Raw genomic sequence first — 17,410 nt, 5'->3', positions numbered from 1 at the left:
GGCGTTAGCACACCTGTACACATTCAGGGTGGGCTAACGCTGTTCGCGTTGGCCCGCCTGCGGCATATCAAGCGCGCAGGACCAAAGGGTCCGGCGCGTTTTTTGTTATCCCGGCAGGACCGGGCGAAAAATGATTGTAAGAGAAACCCGAGAGAGGATGAAGACTGATGCAAAACGTCAAAGGGACTGCGGATTACTGGGGAAAGGAACAAGCACTCCGGCAGCGGGTACAGCAAGTGCTCCGGAATTTGTTCGAGCTGTATGACTATGAGGCGATGGAAACCGCAATGCTGAGCGAGCAGGAGCTGCTGCTCTCGAAGTATGCCGGCGGCGATGAGATTGTGAAGGAGATGTACCGGTTCATTGACCAAGGTGGACGCCGCCTGGGGCTCCGCTACGATCTGACGATTCCGTTCGCCAAGGTCATCGCGCTGAACCCGGGGATTGAGCTTCCGTTCCGGCGCTACGAGCTGGGCAAGGTATTCCGGGACGGCCCTGTGAAGCGTGGGCGGCTTCGTGAATTTATGCAATGCGACGCCGACGTTGTAGGCATCGAGGGACCTGAGGCTGAGGCCGAGCTGATGCAGCTCGCCGTAGAAGCTTTCCGGCAGCTCGAGCTGCCGGTGCTGCTTAAGTGGAACAACCGGCGCTTTCTCGGCGAGCTGCTGGAATCCATCGGCGTTCAGCCCGGGGAGCTGTTATCGGTGATGCTGACCCTCGACAAGTTGGACAAGATCGGTCTGGCCGGGGTCCGGGAGGAACTGGGCGTCAAGGGGCTTCCTGAACAAACAGTAACCGCTCTGGCTGGGCTGATCGAACGCAAGTCCCCGACCTTCGGGGAGCTGGCGCAAGCCTACGGTCTTCTGGAAAGCTCCGGAGCTGGCGAGGTCGCCGCGATGGAAGAGCTGATCGGCAAGCTTGGACTGGAAGCCGTGTGTGTCTTCGACCCGTTCCTGTCGCGCGGGCTGTCCTTCTACACCGGTACCGTCTACGAGATCGTCGACGCTACCGGGTCATACAGCTCCAGTCTCGGCGGAGGTGGTAGGTACGACGCCATCATCGGACAGCTGGCAGGACATGAGGAGATTCGCTATCCGACCGTCGGACTCTCCTTCGGCATGGAATCGATCATGGCCATGCTGGCAGAGCGCCCATTCACACTCCCTGCCCCCGCGGCGATGATCATCCCGATCGGCGGAATGACAGTCGAGGCGTTATCGACCGCCGCCCGGCTGCGTGCCGCGGGCCTGCGCATCCGCGTAGAGCTCGGCAAGCGCAAGCTGAGGAAAACGTTAGCTTCCGCAGCGGCTCACGGTATCCGTTACGTCATCCTGATCGGAGAGGAAGAAGCTCGGCTGGGGCAGCTGAAGCTGCGCGATATGCAGGAGTCGACCGAAGCGATGCTGACGCTGGAGAAGCTGGAGGCCGTACTGCTGGCAGCATCAGCTCCAGACAGGCCGTAGTCGAATGAAAAAAATCGCCCCCGCTGTCAATCGCGGGGACGATACATAGATTCGAATTAGGAAGCCTCTACCTTCGGGGCCGTCACAGGCGCCTCGGAGGTCTTCCGGCTCGACAAGACAATATTCAGTACGATCGCCGTCAACGAGCCGGAGACGATGCCGTTCTGCAGCAGCATCTTGGCGAAGTCCGGCAGCTGGTCGAACATGCCCGGCAATGTCGCGGAGCCGAGGCCGACCGCGATGCTGCACGCGGCGATCAGCAGGTTGCTGTCCTTGCGCAGATCGACTTCGGACAGGATGGAAATGCCGGAGGCGGCTACCGAGCCGAACATCACGATCATCGCGCCGCCCAGTACGGCATTCGGGATGACGGTCGTCAGCGCCGCGAGCTTGGGCAGCAGGCCGAGAATGACCATGATGCCGCCTGCGGCAAAGATGACGTCACGGGATTTGACCTTGGTCAGCGAGATCAGGCCAACATTCTGTGAGAAGGCTGTATACGGGAACGCATTGAACACGCCGCCCAGCATAATCGCCAAGCCCTCGGACCGCAGTCCGCCGACGATCTGCTTAGGCTGAACCTGTTGATCGGTCGCCTTGCCTACGGCGAAGTAGACCCCCGTCGACTCGACCATGCTGACGATATTCACGATAATCATCGTGATGACTGCCATCAGGCTGAATTGCGGTATTCCGAAATAAAAAGGCTGCGCCACGCTGATCACCGATGCCGAATTGACAGCCGAGAAGTTGACGATTCCCATCGCGTAGCCTGCCGCTGTGCCTGCCACGAGGCCCACCAGCACGGATATAGATCGCAGGAAGCCGGTCGTCAGACGGTTCACGAGCAAAATAACGACCAGTGTACCGAGCGCCAGCAGCAGGTTATGGATCTGGCCGAAGCTAGGGTCGCCCTGACCTCCCGCGGCATTGTTCATCGCTACCGGAATCAGGGACAGTCCAATGATAGTCACGACCGACCCGGTGACGACTGTAGGGAAGAACCGGAGCAGCTTGCCGTACAGCGGCGCGGCCAATACAACGAATAAGCCCGAGAGAATGATGGCTCCATAAGCGGTAGCCAGGTTAGAGGTCGACGCGATCGCGATAATCGGTCCGACGGCCGTGAAGGTACATCCGAGAATAACCGGCAGCCTGCTGCCGAAATACTTGGTGCCCATGACCTGCAGAATGGTAGCGATGCCGCAGGTAAAGAGATCGGCCGCGATCAGATAAGCCATCTGGGTGCTGTTCAGCTTCAAGGCTCCCCCAACGATCAGAGGGACGATGACCGCTCCGGCATACATCGCCAGCACATGCTGGAGGCCAAGCGTCACGACCTTTTGTTTGCTCAGTTTATTCAGCATGTCGCATTCTCCTTCGCGCGCTCACCGGTCTGGCCCTCTTCGTCTATAAAGTGGATCTCTCCCGGTGACATCGACGCGATCCGCGCCAGCGACTCAATGCGGACCCCGCGGTCCTCCAGCAGCCCCCGGCCCTGCTGGAAGCTCTTCTCGATCACGCAGCCAACGCCCACGAGCTCGGCGCCCGCTTCCTTCACAATATCTACGAGACCGACCAAGGCCGCGCCGGTCGCAAGGAAATCATCGACGATCAGTACCCGGTCCTCTGGACCAAGGTATTTCTGCGAGATGCTGACCTGGTACGTTTCCTGACGCGTGAAGGAATGCACAGGGGCCGAGTACACCTGCTCGGAGAGCGTCACGGCTTTCTTTTTCTTCGCATAGATAAACGGAACCTCCAGCGCGATGCCTGTCGCCATGGCAAACTGGATGCCGCTCGCCTCGATGGTCAGCACCTTCGTAATGCGCCGGTCGGCGAACCGTCGTGCCAATTCTTGGCCGATCTCCAGAGCCAGCTTCGTGTCCACCTGATGATTCAAGAATGAGTCCACCTTGAGCACCGTGTCCGAAAGAATCAGTCCCTCTTGACGTATGCGTTCCTGCAACAGCTTCATGTTTACGTTATCGCTCCTTTTTTCCATATGAAAAAGGGACAGTTCCTGCTTGAGCGGTTTCTCTCAAGTGAAGTCTGTCCCTCTGTGATGGTGTACCTGATGGCGTCACACACAAAGCGTCTGCGCCGGTCGATGCCTTCCTTACCGAAGGTAAATAAAAGCCGCGGGATGCGCTCTCACTCATAGTCGGATAATTGCAATGGTCATCCGGTAGAAACTTATGGGCCATATCCCCAAAATTATACGAGTTCTCTGAAGTTATACCTGTAATAGTACACGCTCTTCTCTAGCATTTCAAGTGGAAATCGTCACTACTCGACAAGATTCGATACGCCGGAAATAGCAACCAAATCATGGTTACTTCGCTGTCGTCACGGATCGCCACCAGGGCGATGACGGCAATACGGAGCTGCCGATATGCACCGTCTCGCCGATCCGGGGCGTACATAGGGCGACATCCCGGCTCCGCGCCGCTTCCGCTAACCGCTCGACCGGATCGGTCCAATCATGCAGAGCGAGGGTGAAGGCTCCCCAATGGATGGGCAGCAGCGCCTTGCCCCGCACCTCCTGATGGGCCTGCACCGTTTCCTCAGGCAGCATATGGATGACCGCCCACCGGGGGTCGTACTGGCCGCATTCCATCAGCGTCAGATCGAACGGTCCATACGCACGGCCGATCTCCGCAAAGTGCGGGCCATATCCGCTGTCCCCGCTGAAGAAAATCGAACTCTCCTGTCCCCGGATGACCCACGAGCACCACAAGGTCGCATCGCGGTCGGACAGGCTTCTTCCCGAGAAATGCCGCGCCGGAGTGCATGCCAGCGTAAGGCCCAGGTAAGCCGTCTCCTCCCACCAGTCATGCTCCTCGATCTTCTCGGCGGACACACCCCACCGGATCAGATGGGCACCTACGCCCAGAGGGACGAAAAAGCGCTGAACCTTGTCTTTCAGCTTCCGGATGCTCCCGTAGTCCAAATGATCGTAATGATCGTGAGAGAGCAGTACGACGTCGATAGGCGGCAAATCCTCAATCTCCGCAGGCAGTCTGCTGCCGTAGCGCTTGCCGCCGAACAGGGGAAAGGGCGACGGGGTGCGCCCCAGCATGGGGTCGCAGAAGAGCGTCTTGCCCTCCAGCTCGATCAACACTGCCGAGTGCCCGAACCAGGTGACGCGAGGCGAGGCGCCTTCGGTGGTCGAACCGTCTGCAACGATTGATCTACCCAAATTCGGCAAGGCGGGCCGGTAAGTCTCTACAGCGAGCGGCTGCTCCGGCCTTCCCCTCGGATTTCCTTTGATAAAATCCGCCATCATCTTGGCATTTTCCTTCAGACTCTTCTCCATGACGGTAGGAATCTGATTCATAAACTTGCCTTCTCTGTAGTTCTCCGATTGCCGGAGCAGCTGCCTGCGTTCGGCCGGGGCACGTCCCCCGAGCACCGGATAAGTCCGTAACCCTGCATAGATTAGAACGGCCACTGCGGCAGCACTTATCATAAAAGCCCACATTCAAAATGAACCTCTCTCTTGGTCGGGATGGTTAATTCTCTCTATGACGGACCTGGCTTCGTTAACCGGGAAGGAAAGCTTAGACGTCCAACCTGTACACCTTGCCTTCTGCAGCCGTATCTGTACCGCAGAGGCCCCCCGCCCCTACCCGACCAGCCAGGCGCGGGCTCCCCGACTGAACAAGCCAAAGAGCCGCTTCCATGTGCTCCGATTATAGCACAGGCAGCGGCTCTTTGACCTCATGTGCGGCCGGGTAGAGAGGCCGCACAACATGATGGATATGATGCTAGGATTCTAGTGGCGGGGTTACCCTGCCAGTCATATAGAAATGATCGGTATGCTTCAACCGTCAGAACGGGTTCATCACGTGGAAGAACACATTCGGCGAAGCCATCCGGTAGTAGTAGCTGCACCAGCCTACGCCCCGGTTGTTGAACCGGTTGGCCGTGCTGTACAGCAGCCGCTCCTGCTCCAGCTCCTCGATGCGGCTGATTCGCCCCTCCAGATAATCCGTCAGCCGGACCACTGCCGTATCGAGCCGGTTGATCACGCCTCCGTAACGGATGTCCAGCACTTCCCAGCCGAACGGCTTGTACATGCGCAGCCACTGGCTCCGGTGAGCATCGCGCAGCTCCCGCACAGCACCGGCAACTTCCGGCAGCACAACATCTGCGATTCGCTTCAGCGTGCCGGTATCTCCGGCATCATAAGCGCGCTTCAGCACGATGCCGAGCTCGCTCTTGCGCCTCAGCACCGCGGTTAGCTTCTGCGGCACCTCGAAGAGATAGTCCAGCTCCGCCTCCGCGTCCCGGCGGCTGACGATGGCCTGCTCCACCTGCGTATAATGCTCCGACATCGCCAGTCCCTCGATCTGCTTATCGAACAGTCCGAGCAGTACGTCTTGATACAGCAGAAACTTCGAAGGATTGCTCTGCTTGCGGTTGTCCGGCTCTGAGCCCGGCGTTTCATCCAGCAGCTTCAGCTGCAGGTACGTATCGGCGTCCAGCCCCGTGCAGAACTTGACCCGCTCCGCCACCCGCTGCCAGTCCGGCTTATCCGCAGAGTAAGCGTGCTCCGCGTAGAACTGGAGGCCCAGCAAGGCGATCAGCGGGTTGCTCTCCATCCCGTCGTCGCCCCACATCGTGGCGTAAATCTCACGGATATTCTCCCGCTTACACACCTGCAGCGCCGCGTCCGTCGCCTTCAGCGACAAGCCGTAGTTGACGCCGAACGTGTTGAACACCCAGACCGCCCCGGCAAACACCAGGTTACATCCGAGCGGCCGGTGCTTGGCGATCAGCTGCTCATAATCTTCCGGCTCCATATGGGTGTAATCCCAGTACACCATATCCACATCCTTCGGAATGCGGCGCGCCATTTCCTCCGGAATCTGCGTATCATGATCGTAGTACTCCGCACCGTCCCTAGAAGCCAGCTTCAGGAACATATCGCTCCACATCATCGCCTTCAGTCCCCGGCTGCGGACAGCCTGGAGCACCTTATCCAGGTGATTGGTCATGATCTCGAAGCGTTCCGTAAATCCATTCTTGTCGAGATACTTGCCACGTCCCAGCTCCTCGGCCTCGTCCATGCCGATATGAATCTTACGGCTGCGGAACGGTGCGCTGACCGACTCGATCATCCTTTCGACCAAGCGGTCCGTCGCCTCTTCGCCGACAAGCAGGGCTCCCTTCGTGTCCCGGTATTCCTTCACGGGCTCCCACTTGAGGAACTCCTCCAGATGGGCAAGCGTCTGGATGCTCGGAAACGCCTCAATGCCGAACTGGTAAGCATAATCGTCGATCTCCCGCAGCTCCGCCTGCGTGTACCGGCCACGCATGTAGCCAAAGTATGGCTCACCGGTGATCTCGTACGTGTCCTCCAGGTACAGCATGACCGAATTCAGCCCCATCAAGGCCATCTTGCGAAGCAAGAACTGGAAGGTATCCAGCGTCAGCACCGCATTGCGCGACAAGTCGAACATCGGGCCGATCGTATCGAACTGCGCCTGCTCGCGGAGCTCGAAAGGTTCACCGCTGCCACCATGCTGCACCAGCAAACCCAGTCCGCGGAAAAATTGATGTCTTTGCGCATAGCGGATATACGCCCGACCCTCGGCCTGTCCAACCTCCAGCCCTTCGGCAACCTGGCCCACGTTCACCGGCAACCCTTGCTCCGACTCTTCGATCCCCAGCTCCGGTGCCAGCGCCCGGATGCCCGGCAGCAGCTCCGCCAGCTCCCCTTCAAAACGCAGCTTCATCTGTTCGTCCTCCTCCATATTCACGCACTTGATACATTCATCATAATACGGAAAACGAAGTTTTACAAAATAAGTTTTGTTATCTAAAAAAAATTAAGATTCATGCACAAAAGCAATGAAAAGGACACCCTCCTAACGAGAGGTGCCCCTTCGTATAAAGACCCCGCTGCCAGGATTCCCGTCTTCTGAAAAATCGGGCAGCGGCTTATCTCTAACACGGCTTACGCCTGCTAAATTGTGCTTTACTTATCCACGCTGATAAACGGCGTGGCTCCTCCGGTCACGTTCGGCAGCTTGCCATCCCACTTCTCGATCGCCTTCAGCTGCGCTTCGATCTGCCTCAGCTGTACCAGCTCCTGGGTAACCTCCTGCTTCTGCAAACGCAGCGCCTCGGCCTGGGCCTGGGCACGGGTGATTTCCTGCTCCTTCTCGATCTTGATCCTCTCCAGATCGAGCTTGGACTTGAGGGCTTGCTGCTCAGCAATCTGCTTCTGCTCAATGGCCCGGTCGAATTCCTCGGAGAACTTGAATTCCGTAATGTTGATTTCGTCCAGGATCATGTTGTACATGCTCAGCTTAGCAGCCAACGCTTCCTTTACCTTGGCGCTGACCTCAGACCGCTTGGAAATCAGATCCTCCGCCGTGTATTGGGCGGTGACCGCCTTCAACGATTCACCAATTGCCGGGTCGACGATCCGGCCCCGGTATTCCATACCGACTGTACGGTATAGGTTGTTGACCGTCGTGCCGTCCAAGTGATAGTTAACAGCCATAGTCGTCGTTACGGTTTGCAAATCCCGGCTTGCCGATACCTGGCTGGTTTCGGCCTTCTGTACGCGGATTTCCACCGGAATAACGGTTTGAATAAACGGAATCTTAAAGTGCAATCCTTCCTCCAGCACCTGAGGCTGGACCGCTCCCAATTGCAGGACAACTCCACGGTGACCTGCCTCCACGATGGCGAACGACCGGAATCCCAGTATCACGAGCACCAGAATAACAACGGCACCAATTACTACCCGCGAAACCTGCTTAGGATTCTGATTCGGATTTCGGACAACGCTTTCAGTATTCATCGTAATCCCCCTCCCTCATCTTCCTAGTGTACTACGCAGAAACAGCCGCTGCGTTTCACTATTCCACCACAGAAATGGGAAGGCTTATCCAGATCGGAGCTCTACAGGCATGCAGGCTTGAACGGCCCAGGCCAGACGGATGCATTGACTTTCCATTGCATTTTAGTAGTATGGAGTAATACCTATAATCAGCTCACTCACGCTATCGAAAGAAGGTGCCCCCTTGATCGATGAACTGCGCCGCATCGGCTTGTCCGATCTGGAAGCGCGATGCTACCTGGCCCTGCATGAGGAGCCCGATCTGTCCGGGTACGAAGTCGCCAAGCGCGTCTCCGTCTCCCGCACCAATGTCTACGCCGCCCTCCGTTCCCTGACGGACAAGGGCCTGTGCCGGGTCGTGGAGAGCGACCCCGTCACCTACGATGCCGTGCCGATCGAGCAGGTCGTCCGCCTGCTCCAATCGGATTTCGAGCAGACCGCCCGGTCGCTGCTAAGCCAGATGCACACGCCTCCTCGCGCCTCCGCCTCCTTCTATACGTGGACGGGTACCAAGGCGATCAAGACGGCCATCCGCCGGGTGGCGGCCAATGCGAACCAATCTATCGTCGCCGACCTGTGGGCCGAGGACATCCAATGGGTGGAGGAAGCGCTGCTGGAGGCTGAAGGCCGGGGCGTCGCCGTCACCCTGATCTCGATCGGCGAGTGCCACAGCCGCCTGCAGAACGTCATCGTTCACAAACGGAGCGAGTCTTGGGCGGACGCGCCGTCCCGCAAGTTCTCTCTGCTCTGCGACGCGACCTCCGCCCTGCTCGGGAGCTTCGGCAGCGCGCAGAAGCTCTCCATGCTGGAGACGGACCATCCGTCGCTGGCCGAGCTGCTGCAGAACGCGTTCTACCACGATGTGGTGATGGAACGGATCGAGCAGGACCTCGGCCGGGAGCTGGCCGAGCGCTACGGTGACGACTACGCGCACATTCTGCAGCCTTACCGGGAATACTTGAAGCCTTAGCTCAAGTATTCCTTTTTTTCTGCCATGCCGCTTCTATGGCTTGCTCTAATCAGCTCGGGGCTTGGTATACGGGCAGCCACAGCCGGATAGCTTCGGCAATCTCCACTTGCTGCAGCGATGAAGCAAGAGATTCGGGAGGGTGGATACCTGCTCTCAGATGATCGAAGAAAGAGGCATTTTCCTGAAGGAAGCCATTCGCAACGTACTCCTCGCCGCTCCCGCCAAGCTCGTCCCCCCCCAGCACCGGAGCATGTTCATTCCCGCTCAGATGCTGGATGCTTCCCGGTGAGTCCTTGGACGTCCAGAAGGGAAGCTGGATGACCATCGTATGGCCGGCCGCATCGATGACCGCCCGCTCCAGCACCGCCCCCGCCAGAGGGAAGTAGTGGATATGCGCCCATACACCCGATTCAAACTCACATTCCATGTAAATATTCGTTTCGCGAGCTCCATGGTGCTCGATCGGCTGATAACGGAACCGGACCTGCTTATAATCGGAGCCTACCCAATATTTCACCGTATCGATCCCGTGCACCATCGTAATCGACGCATCCGAGCCCACACGGTCCACGCGGTGAAGGTCATACCGGATATGATGCAGCCTGCCCGCCGGGGCCTGCTCGTCCAGCCAGCGCTTCGCCTCGGTGACGACCGGCATATGCCGCCGGTTCCAGGCGACTTGATGCGGAACCCCGCTGCGCCGTGCTGCCGCGATCAGCCTGAGCGTCTCTTCCCGGGTCATACCCGGGGGCTTCTCGGTCAGCAGCGGGTAGCCCTTGTTCAGGATCTGCTCGGCTAGATCGGCCGTGAACCGGTAAGGAACCAATAGACAGACCGCATCCGGCTTCTCTGTCTCCAGCGCCGCATCAAGGTCCGTATAAGCCCTCCCGAAGCCGAAGGCTTCTCGGAATGACTCCGCCCGCTCCCGGTCGGGGTCCACACAAGCCGCCAGTTCCACATCGGGATGGCGCTGCGCATAAGCCCGGCAGGCGGGGCCGTGTCCCCGCCAAGCTATGCTGCCGCAGCCCACGATAACAATCTTAAACGCCATGCTCCACCTCTTCGCTCTCCGCGAGGCTAACAAACCGCTTCCAGGCAGCCAGCTCCCTCGGCAGATGAATCTCATAGGGCTCCCAATTGTACCATTCACCGCTGACATACCCCTGGTAACCGGCCTTCACGAGCACCCGTGCGATGCGCAGCTGGTCGAATTCCCCCGTCCCGATCGGCCTGTAATGCAGCCGGTCCAGCCTTCTGAGGCCATCATGAAAATGAACATGCTGAATCCATGGCCCCAGCGTCTCATACACCTCTTCCGGCCCGGCCTGGCCCTCCCGCTCCGTATGAATAACGTCCCAGGCTACAGCCACCTGCGGACGATTGACCTCCCGCATAATCTCAGCCATCAGGCGGGGGTCGGACCAATGATCGTGAGTCTCGACGACCAGTCGGACGCCGCAATCACCAGCCACTTCCCCCAGCGAGTATAGCGCATCGATAATGGATTCTCTGGACGTTTCCCGCGAACCATCCGCAGGAATCCGGCCACAGAACACCCGCACATTCGGGATCGACAAACTAGAGGCCAACTCCAAATAAGACATCGTCTCCCCAATCTGATAGCCGACCTCGACCGGCTTGGAGAACGTATTGGAGATGCTCAGACAGCAAATCTCAATCTCCGAGTCTGCGAGCAAAGTCCGCAATCGGCTCTTCTCCATCTGTCCGGCTGTCAGCTCCACTCCATGCCGATGACCGATTCCGCTGCGCAGCTCCAGCCCCTGATAGTCATATATTCTAGCTGTCTGAATGAGCTCGTCCAAGCTAAGCTCAGGGCAAGAAGCAGAGTTAAATGCATATTTCATCGTAACCCTCTCCTTCAACGAGGTGCAATCGAACAGCCCTTTTCTGACTGAGGCCGCAGGTTCCCCTCGTATTTGAATTTAGTATAGCTAGTGCCAGCATAACAATGTTGTCCTCTTGTATAAAAATATTGCGCTTCCTTATATATCCGACTTTACACCTTGGTATTAAGAGACTATGATAATGGAAAATGTCGAAATTTCCAAGGATTCTGCACATACCGGGACTTTTCGCCCAAAATAACCCAACCTTTTTATCCCAAACAACCCTTTTATTTATTCAAAAATCTTTTTCAGGAATTTATTTTCACAGGATTTCAAGGCCTTCCCGATCCTTAAATCTTTATATTTCATATTTTTTTAATCAAAAGTTAATCCAAATTACATGCAGAGAGGAATTTAAGTGAACTTATGAAAAAAGTTGTACAAACTCCAATTGCCGCGACCCTGATCCTGGGACTGCTCGCAGCCTGCTCTCAAACTAGCGGGGAAGCCCCTAAGTCCCCTGCCCCATCCGATGCCCAGAACACTGCCGGGCCGACCAAGTACCCGCTTGAAACCAAAGGTACCTTGACCTACTGGATTGAGATGAACAGCTCCTTCCTCGGCCTCAAGTCCACCTTGAAGGACGTTCCCTTCTATCAGGACTGGCAGAAGCATACCGGTGTCACGCTGAATATTACGGAGATTCCGAACGGACAGTCCAAGGAAGCCTTCAACCTGATGCTGGCCTCCGGCGATCTGCCCGATATCGTGGAATACAACTGGCTGACCGGAGCCCCCGGCGGTCCTGAGAAAATGATCAGCGACGGCTATATCCTGAAGCTGAACGACCTCATCGACAAGCATGCGCCTAACCTCAAGAAATATTTGAAGGACAACCCTGATGTAGACAAGATGGTCAAGACCGATGATGGCAGCTACTATGTATTTCCGTTCATCCGCAAAGACGATCTCGTCAAAACCACCGAAGGCCCGGTCATCCGCAAGGACTGGCTGGACGAGCTCGGCCTGCAGACGCCGACGACGATCGATGAGTGGTATACCGTACTCAAGACCTTTAAGGAAAAGAAGGGCGTGGCCGCTCCGCTTGCCTTCAAGAATAAGCCCCGGGCGCTGGAAAGTCTCCTGAACGGCTCGTTCGTCGGAGCTTACGGCGTCGTAAAAAACTTCTATCTGGACAACGGTCAAGTGAAATACGGACCGGCCCAGCCCGGCTATAAGGAATTTCTCATGACCATGCATCAATGGTATGAGGAAGGGCTGATCGACAAAAACTTTGCCGCCGCCGACACGAAAGCGTTGGATGCAGCCGTCACATCGGGAGCGACCGGAGCGACCATCGGGGGTGCTGGAGGCGGGATCGGCAAGTGGTCTCCCATCCTGACGGCTGCTGATCCGAAGGCCAACCTCGTTCCGGCTCCTTATCCTGTGCTGAAGAAGGGCGACACGCCGGCCTTCGGGCAGAAGGAGTTCTCCTACTCCGGTGCAGCGTCGGCAGCGATCTCGGCCAAGACCAAAAATCCCGAGCTGGCCGTCAAGTTCCTCGACTATGCGTATAGCGAGGAAGGGCATAATTTCTTCAACTTCGGCACGCCGGGCCTAAGCTACAATCTGGAGAACGGCTATCCGACATACACCGATCTGCTGCTGAAAAACCCGGACAAGCTCTCGCCTTCCCAAGCGATGGGGCTGTATATCCGCGCAGCCGGCGTAGGGCCGTTTATTCAGGACAAGCGATTTATCGAGCAGTTCTATGCGATGCCTCAGCAGAAGGATGCGCTGACCGTCTGGAAGAGCGACAACGAGAAGCACGCGCTGCCGCCGGTGTCCATCGCCTTGGAGGATGCCAGCGAGTACGCCCAGATCATGTCGGAAATCAATACGCTAGTGGATGAGACTTCACTGAAAATCATCCTGGGTACCCTGCCTGCCGATGCCTTCGACAGTTACCTGACCAAGCTGAAATCCATCAATCTGGATAAAGCGATCAAGATTACGCAAGCCGCTTACGAGCGCTACTCGAAGCGTTAAAACTTAGTTGACGGGGTGAGAGCTTGACGCGCCCCGTCCTTCATTTTTCTATGAAAGGGTGTACCGTATGAAACGGAGTGCCGTCCCTCAGCCCGTGTCCCCCCCGCACAAACGCCGTTCTCTTTCCGCGCGACTGCTCAGAGATTTTCTGTTGAATAAATATTTATATCTATTGATGATCCCGATTATCGCTTATTACGTCATCTTTCATTATCTGCCGATGTATGGGGCGATCATCGCTTTCAAGCAATTTTCGCCGGTCAAGGGCATCTGGGGCAGCGACTGGGTGGGGCTGAAGCATTTCGAGGCATTTTTCTCCAGCTATTATTTTTGGAGAATCCTGATTAACACCCTGCTGATCAGCCTGAACACGCTGCTGTTCGAGTTCCCTGCCCCTATTCTCTTGGCGCTACTGCTCAATGAAGTGAGAAGCAAGTATGTCAAGAATGTCGTGCAGACGGTCACCTATATGCCCTACTTCATCTCGCTGGTCGTCATCTGCGGCATCGTCAAGGACTTCACGAACAGCGGGGGACTGATCAATACGGCATATACCGCGCTCACCGGAACCGATGGACAGGCCATGCTCCAGAGACCGGAGCTGTTCCGGACGATCTACGTCATGTCCGAGATCTGGCAGAAGACCGGCTGGGAATCGATCATCTATATGGCAGCTCTGATGGGCATCGATACGGAGCAATACGAAGCGGCCCGGATGGACGGAGCTTCCCGCTGGAGGCAGATCTGGCATATCAGCCTGCCCGGCCTGCTGCCCACTATCATGATCATGCTCATTCTGAGAATGGGTAATATGCTGAACGTCGGCTATGAAAAAATTGTGCTTCTATACAATCCTATCATCTATGAGACCGCCGATGTGATCTCCACCTCCGTCTACCGCAAGGGGCTGTTGGAGGCCAATTGGGGGTTCAGCTCGGCCGTCGGCTTGTTCAACTCGGCCTTCAATCTGATTCTGCTCGTCGCGGCCAATGCCTTGAGCCGCAAGTGGAGTAAAAACAGCCTATGGTAAAGGGAGGCGATCAACCATGAAGTCAACCAGTCTGTCGGACAAGCTCTTCGGAGTCTTTGTCGCTCTGCTGCTGAGCCTTCTCGTCGTATGTACGCTGTATCCCCTGATCTATGTGGCGATTGCCTCCGTCAGCGACGGCGGGCGGCTGATGGCGCATCAGGGCCTGCTCTGGAAGCCCCTCGGGTTCAATCTCAGCGGATACGAGCGGGTACTCGGCAATAAATCGATTTATACAGGATATATGAACACGCTGATCATCGTCATCACGGGGGTCGTCCTGAACGTAGCGATGACGACGGCAGCCGCCTTCGTGCTTTCGCGCAAGCAAGTGATGTGGAACTCCTTCTTTATGTTCTTCATCGTGTTCACCATGTTCTTCAGCGGAGGACTAATCCCTCTGTATCTGATTGTGAAGGGCGCCGGATTGACCAACACCCTGGCATCCGTCATTCTTCCCTTTGCTATGAATACGTTCCATCTCATCATTATGCGTACATCGTTCCAGGCCATCCCCGAAACCCTGGAGGAGTCGGCCAAAATCGACGGAGCCCATCATCTGACCATCCTGCTCCGCATCGTAATCCCGCTCTCCATGCCAGTCATCGCGGTCGTGATCCTGTACGCGGCGGTAGACCGGTGGAATGCCTGGTTCTACGCATCCGTGTTCCTGAAGGACCGCAGTCTGTACCCGCTGCAGCTGATCCTCCGCGAGCTGTTGATTTCGGACTCCACGGATACGATCTCGACCGGTGCCGTCAATGAGCTTCACCAGATCGGGGAAACGATCAAGTATGCCTCCATCATGGTGGCTACCCTGCCGATCCTGTTCATTTATCCGTTCCTTCAGAAGCACTTTGTCAAAGGTGTCATGATCGGCGCACTCAAGGGATAGAGACGGCGGACAGATGTCACAACGGAGGTTATGCCATGAATCAAATGCTAGAGCCTAAGCCGAAGTTTGAAGAAAAAAGCTATATCTTTCATTACCGCCGGGAAACGCTGGAGGGCGGCTTCGAGCAAATTCATGCCCATCAGGGCATCGAATTCCTCTATGTTCACGAGGGCAGCGGACATCTGATGTTCGATCAGAAGCTGCATCCGGTTGGCCCCGGCACCCTCTTCATGTGCCAGCCTTACCAGCTGCACAAATTCAAGCTGGACATTACGCCGTCCTGTCCATATATCCGCAGCATTTTTATATTCGATCCATCGTTGTTCGAGCGGTATATGGCCACCTTCCCGGCGCTGCATATGTTCTTCAACAAGCTGTGGAAGGCAGAGCTCCAGCAGCAGGTGCTGCAGCTGGAGCCGATCCAGCAGACTCTGTTCGCGGAGCTGTTGTTCGACCTCCACCGCAATCTTAACACCTGTCCGGAGCTCCAGCAGACGGAGGAGGTCGTGCTCTTCCTGTTCTCGCTGCTCCGCGAATTCCGCAAGCTGACCGCGGGCGAGCCGTCGTCGCATTCGTCCAGCGACTCCATGCGGACCAACAGCCGGCATGTGGAACAGATGATGGCCTGGATCAACGAGCATTTCTCCGAGGAATTTTCGCTGGACCGTCTGGCCGAATCGCTGCATCTGTCTCCCTACTACGCTTCTCATCTGTTCAGCCGGGAGACTGGCTGCACGCTCAGCCAGTACGTGATGGCACACCGGATCCGGGAATCCAGGCTGCTGCTCTCGACCACCGATCTGACGATTGCCCAGATCGGGCAGCAGATCGGCTTCAAGAGCAGCGCCTATTTCGTCAAATCCTTCAAGAGCAAGATGGGCATAACGCCGCAGGCCTACCGCAAGCAAGTCAACACCTTGTACGTGGATTAATGAACCCAACTGAGGAAATGAGGTATTGCGATGAGCAAGGACAAACGTCAAATGAGGCTGGGCGCCATTCTGATGGAGGCCGGACATCACGTTGCCGCCTGGAGACATCCCCGGGCGGAAGCCCACCGGGTTACCGATGTCCGGTTTTATCAGGAGCTGGCACAGCTAGCTGAGCGCGGCAAGATGGATCTCGTATTTTTCGCCGATACACTGGGGGTGCCGAACTACTCCTCTTTTTTCGATCACAATATCACCATCCGGCTGGAGCCCCTGACGCTGCTGGCCGCCTTGTCCGCGGTGACCCGGCATATCGGGCTGGCCGCCACCGCCACCACCACGTATAACGAGCCGTTTCACATTGCCCGGCTGTTCAGCTCCCTCGATCATATCAGCGGAGGACGCGTGGGATGGAACGTGGTGACTTCGGCGCTGGCCGACGAGTCGTTGAACTTCGGCCGGGACACGCATATGGCCCACGCCAAGCGTTATGATCGGGCCAAGGAATTCGTCGAGGTGGTGACGGGATTATGGGATTCCTGGGAGGATGATGCGTTCCTGATCGATCAGGCACAGGGCCGGTTTGCAGACAGCGGCAAGCTGCATACGCTGAATCACCAGGGCGAGCACTTCGCCGTGCGGGGCCCGCTCAATATTTCCCGGTCCCCTCAAGGCTACCCGGTCATTATTCAGGCCGGCTCCTCGGAGGAGGGACAGGAGCTCGCCGCGCAGACGGCCGAAGTCGTCTTCACGGCCCAGCCGACCCTGGCCCGCGCCCAACACTTCTATGCTAGCCTGAAGGGGAAGCTGGCCGCCTACGGGCGCGCCGAGGACGAGCTCTTGATCATGCCAGGCGTATTCCCCATCATCGGCCGCACCGCACAGGAAGCGCAGAGCAAGCTGGACGAGCTGCAGGAGCTGATCCATCCGGCCGTAGGCCTCGATGTGCTGTCTCGCAAGCTCGGGCACGATATCTCCGGCTATCCGCTGGACGAGCCTCTGCCGGACCTGCCTGAAAGCAACGGCGACAAAAGCCGGAATCATCTGCTGCTTGATATGGCTCGTCAGGAGGGGTTGACGCTGCGACAGCTATACATGCGGGTCGCGGGCTCGCGAGGACATCAGACGGTTGTAGGCACCCCGGAGCAGGTTGCCGATCATCTGGAGGAATGGTTTGTGCAGCATGGAGCGGATGGCTTCAACGTAATGGCCCCTTATTTGCCTGGCGGCTTGGAGGACTTCGTCAATCTAGTCATCCCTGAGCTGCAGCGGCGGGGGCTGTTCCGTACCGAATATGAAGGCGCGACGCTGCGGGAGCATCTGGGACTGTCCCGTCCTGCGAACCGGCATGCACGCTGACGCGAGCGGGGG

The 17,410-nt window shown here is 57.2% G+C and carries 14 protein-coding genes and 1 riboswitch; of the genes, 7 read left to right on the top strand and 7 right to left on the bottom strand.

Going from position 1 to position 17,410, the window contains the following annotated elements; translation table 11 throughout:
• Positions 1-167 precede the first annotated feature (167 nt).
• Complete coding sequence (locus WMW72_RS14450) at positions 168-1,463, top strand: histidine--tRNA ligase (protein ID WP_341416193.1); 1,296 nt, start codon at positions 168-170, stop codon at positions 1,461-1,463.
• 56 nt (positions 1,464-1,519) lie between these two features.
• Here WMW72_RS14450 and WMW72_RS14445 read toward each other — a convergent pair whose 3' ends face one another.
• The 5 genes from WMW72_RS14445 to WMW72_RS14425 form a co-directional block, all read right to left on the bottom strand.
• Positions 1,520-2,830, bottom strand: a complete 1,311-nt coding sequence (locus tag WMW72_RS14445; RefSeq protein WP_341416192.1) for a nucleobase:cation symporter-2 family protein — start codon at positions 2,828-2,830, stop codon at positions 1,520-1,522.
• Positions 2,824-3,441 carry a xanthine phosphoribosyltransferase gene (locus WMW72_RS14440; protein ID WP_341416191.1) on the bottom strand — a complete coding sequence of 206 codons (618 nt, stop codon included), beginning with the start codon at positions 3,439-3,441 and terminating at the stop codon, positions 2,824-2,826. The genes WMW72_RS14445 and WMW72_RS14440 overlap by 7 nt, the downstream gene beginning before the upstream one ends.
• A 163-nt stretch (positions 3,442-3,604) precedes the next feature.
• A riboswitch (purine riboswitch) is annotated at positions 3,605-3,708 on the bottom strand.
• 90 nt (positions 3,709-3,798) lie between these two features.
• A complete protein-coding gene (locus WMW72_RS14435; RefSeq protein ID WP_341416190.1) occupies positions 3,799-4,947 on the bottom strand; it encodes an MBL fold metallo-hydrolase in 1,149 nt (382 codons plus the stop codon).
• 349 nt (positions 4,948-5,296) lie between these two features.
• Positions 5,297-7,207 carry a beta-N-acetylhexosaminidase gene (locus WMW72_RS14430; protein ID WP_341416189.1) on the bottom strand — a complete coding sequence of 637 codons (1,911 nt, stop codon included), beginning with the start codon at positions 7,205-7,207 and terminating at the stop codon, positions 5,297-5,299.
• A 242-nt stretch (positions 7,208-7,449) separates the two neighbouring features.
• A complete protein-coding gene (locus WMW72_RS14425) occupies positions 7,450-8,283 on the bottom strand; it encodes a prohibitin family protein (RefSeq protein ID WP_341416188.1) in 834 nt (277 codons plus the stop codon).
• A gap of 223 nt (positions 8,284-8,506) precedes the next feature.
• Between WMW72_RS14425 and WMW72_RS14420 the strand changes: the two genes are divergently transcribed.
• Positions 8,507-9,292, top strand: a complete 786-nt coding sequence (locus WMW72_RS14420; RefSeq protein WP_341416187.1) for a TrmB family transcriptional regulator — start codon at positions 8,507-8,509, stop codon at positions 9,290-9,292.
• 49 nt (positions 9,293-9,341) lie between these two features.
• On the opposite strand, the gene WMW72_RS14415 is transcribed toward WMW72_RS14420, so the two are convergent.
• Positions 9,342-10,343 (bottom strand): Gfo/Idh/MocA family protein, encoded by a 1,002-nt coding sequence (locus WMW72_RS14415; RefSeq protein WP_341416186.1) that lies wholly within the window; start codon positions 10,341-10,343, stop codon positions 9,342-9,344.
• Positions 10,333-11,157, bottom strand: coding sequence for a sugar phosphate isomerase/epimerase family protein (locus tag WMW72_RS14410; RefSeq protein WP_341416185.1), 825 nt, complete (start codon positions 11,155-11,157; stop codon positions 10,333-10,335). Before WMW72_RS14410 ends, WMW72_RS14415 begins: the two co-directional genes overlap by 11 nt.
• A 408-nt stretch (positions 11,158-11,565) precedes the next feature.
• Between WMW72_RS14410 and WMW72_RS14405 the strand changes: the two genes are divergently transcribed.
• The 5 genes from WMW72_RS14405 (at position 11,566) to WMW72_RS14385 (ending at position 17,398) form a co-directional block, all read left to right on the top strand.
• A complete protein-coding gene (locus WMW72_RS14405; RefSeq protein WP_341416184.1) occupies positions 11,566-13,188 on the top strand; it encodes an extracellular solute-binding protein in 1,623 nt (540 codons plus the stop codon).
• 175 nt (positions 13,189-13,363) lie between these two features.
• Positions 13,364-14,218, top strand: coding sequence for an ABC transporter permease (locus tag WMW72_RS14400; RefSeq protein WP_341416285.1), 855 nt, complete (start codon positions 13,364-13,366; stop codon positions 14,216-14,218).
• Between the two features lie 16 nt (positions 14,219-14,234).
• Positions 14,235-15,110: a carbohydrate ABC transporter permease gene (locus WMW72_RS14395; protein ID WP_341416183.1), complete on the top strand. Its 876-nt coding sequence runs from the start codon at positions 14,235-14,237 to the stop codon at positions 15,108-15,110.
• A 35-nt stretch (positions 15,111-15,145) separates the two neighbouring features.
• Positions 15,146-16,042: an AraC family transcriptional regulator gene (locus WMW72_RS14390; RefSeq protein WP_341416182.1), complete on the top strand. Its 897-nt coding sequence runs from the start codon at positions 15,146-15,148 to the stop codon at positions 16,040-16,042.
• A gap of 30 nt (positions 16,043-16,072) precedes the next feature.
• Complete coding sequence (locus WMW72_RS14385) at positions 16,073-17,398, top strand: LLM class flavin-dependent oxidoreductase (RefSeq protein WP_341416181.1); 1,326 nt, start codon at positions 16,073-16,075, stop codon at positions 17,396-17,398.
• Positions 17,399-17,410: the final 12 nt, after the last annotated feature.

The sequence above is a fragment of the Paenibacillus filicis genome, assembly GCF_038070315.1.
Classification (GTDB): Bacteria; Bacillota; Bacilli; order Paenibacillales; family NBRC-103111; genus Paenibacillus_G; species Paenibacillus_G filicis.
The sequence above is the reverse complement of the archived record's forward strand: the minus strand, read 5'-3'. Positions and strand labels throughout refer to the sequence as shown.

Coding starts and splice junctions, on each gene's coding strand:
- WMW72_RS14385 (WP_341416181.1), top strand. CDS start 16,073: ATGAGCAAGGACAAACGTCAAATGAGGCTGGGCGCCATTCTGATGGAG.
- WMW72_RS14450 (WP_341416193.1), top strand. CDS start 168: ATGCAAAACGTCAAAGGGACTGCGGATTACTGGGGAAAGGAACAAGCA.
- WMW72_RS14415 (WP_341416186.1), bottom strand. CDS start 10,343: ATGGCGTTTAAGATTGTTATCGTGGGCTGCGGCAGCATAGCTTGGCGG.
- WMW72_RS14425 (WP_341416188.1), bottom strand. CDS start 8,283: ATGAATACTGAAAGCGTTGTCCGAAATCCGAATCAGAATCCTAAGCAG.
- WMW72_RS14400 (WP_341416285.1), top strand. CDS start 13,364: ATGATCCCGATTATCGCTTATTACGTCATCTTTCATTATCTGCCGATG.
- WMW72_RS14430 (WP_341416189.1), bottom strand. CDS start 7,207: ATGAAGCTGCGTTTTGAAGGGGAGCTGGCGGAGCTGCTGCCGGGCATC.
- WMW72_RS14390 (WP_341416182.1), top strand. CDS start 15,146: ATGAATCAAATGCTAGAGCCTAAGCCGAAGTTTGAAGAAAAAAGCTAT.
- WMW72_RS14405 (WP_341416184.1), top strand. CDS start 11,566: ATGAAAAAAGTTGTACAAACTCCAATTGCCGCGACCCTGATCCTGGGA.
- WMW72_RS14445 (WP_341416192.1), bottom strand. CDS start 2,830: ATGCTGAATAAACTGAGCAAACAAAAGGTCGTGACGCTTGGCCTCCAG.
- WMW72_RS14395 (WP_341416183.1), top strand. CDS start 14,235: ATGAAGTCAACCAGTCTGTCGGACAAGCTCTTCGGAGTCTTTGTCGCT.
- WMW72_RS14440 (WP_341416191.1), bottom strand. CDS start 3,441: ATGAAGCTGTTGCAGGAACGCATACGTCAAGAGGGACTGATTCTTTCG.
- WMW72_RS14410 (WP_341416185.1), bottom strand. CDS start 11,157: ATGAAATATGCATTTAACTCTGCTTCTTGCCCTGAGCTTAGCTTGGAC.
- WMW72_RS14435 (WP_341416190.1), bottom strand. CDS start 4,947: ATGTGGGCTTTTATGATAAGTGCTGCCGCAGTGGCCGTTCTAATCTAT.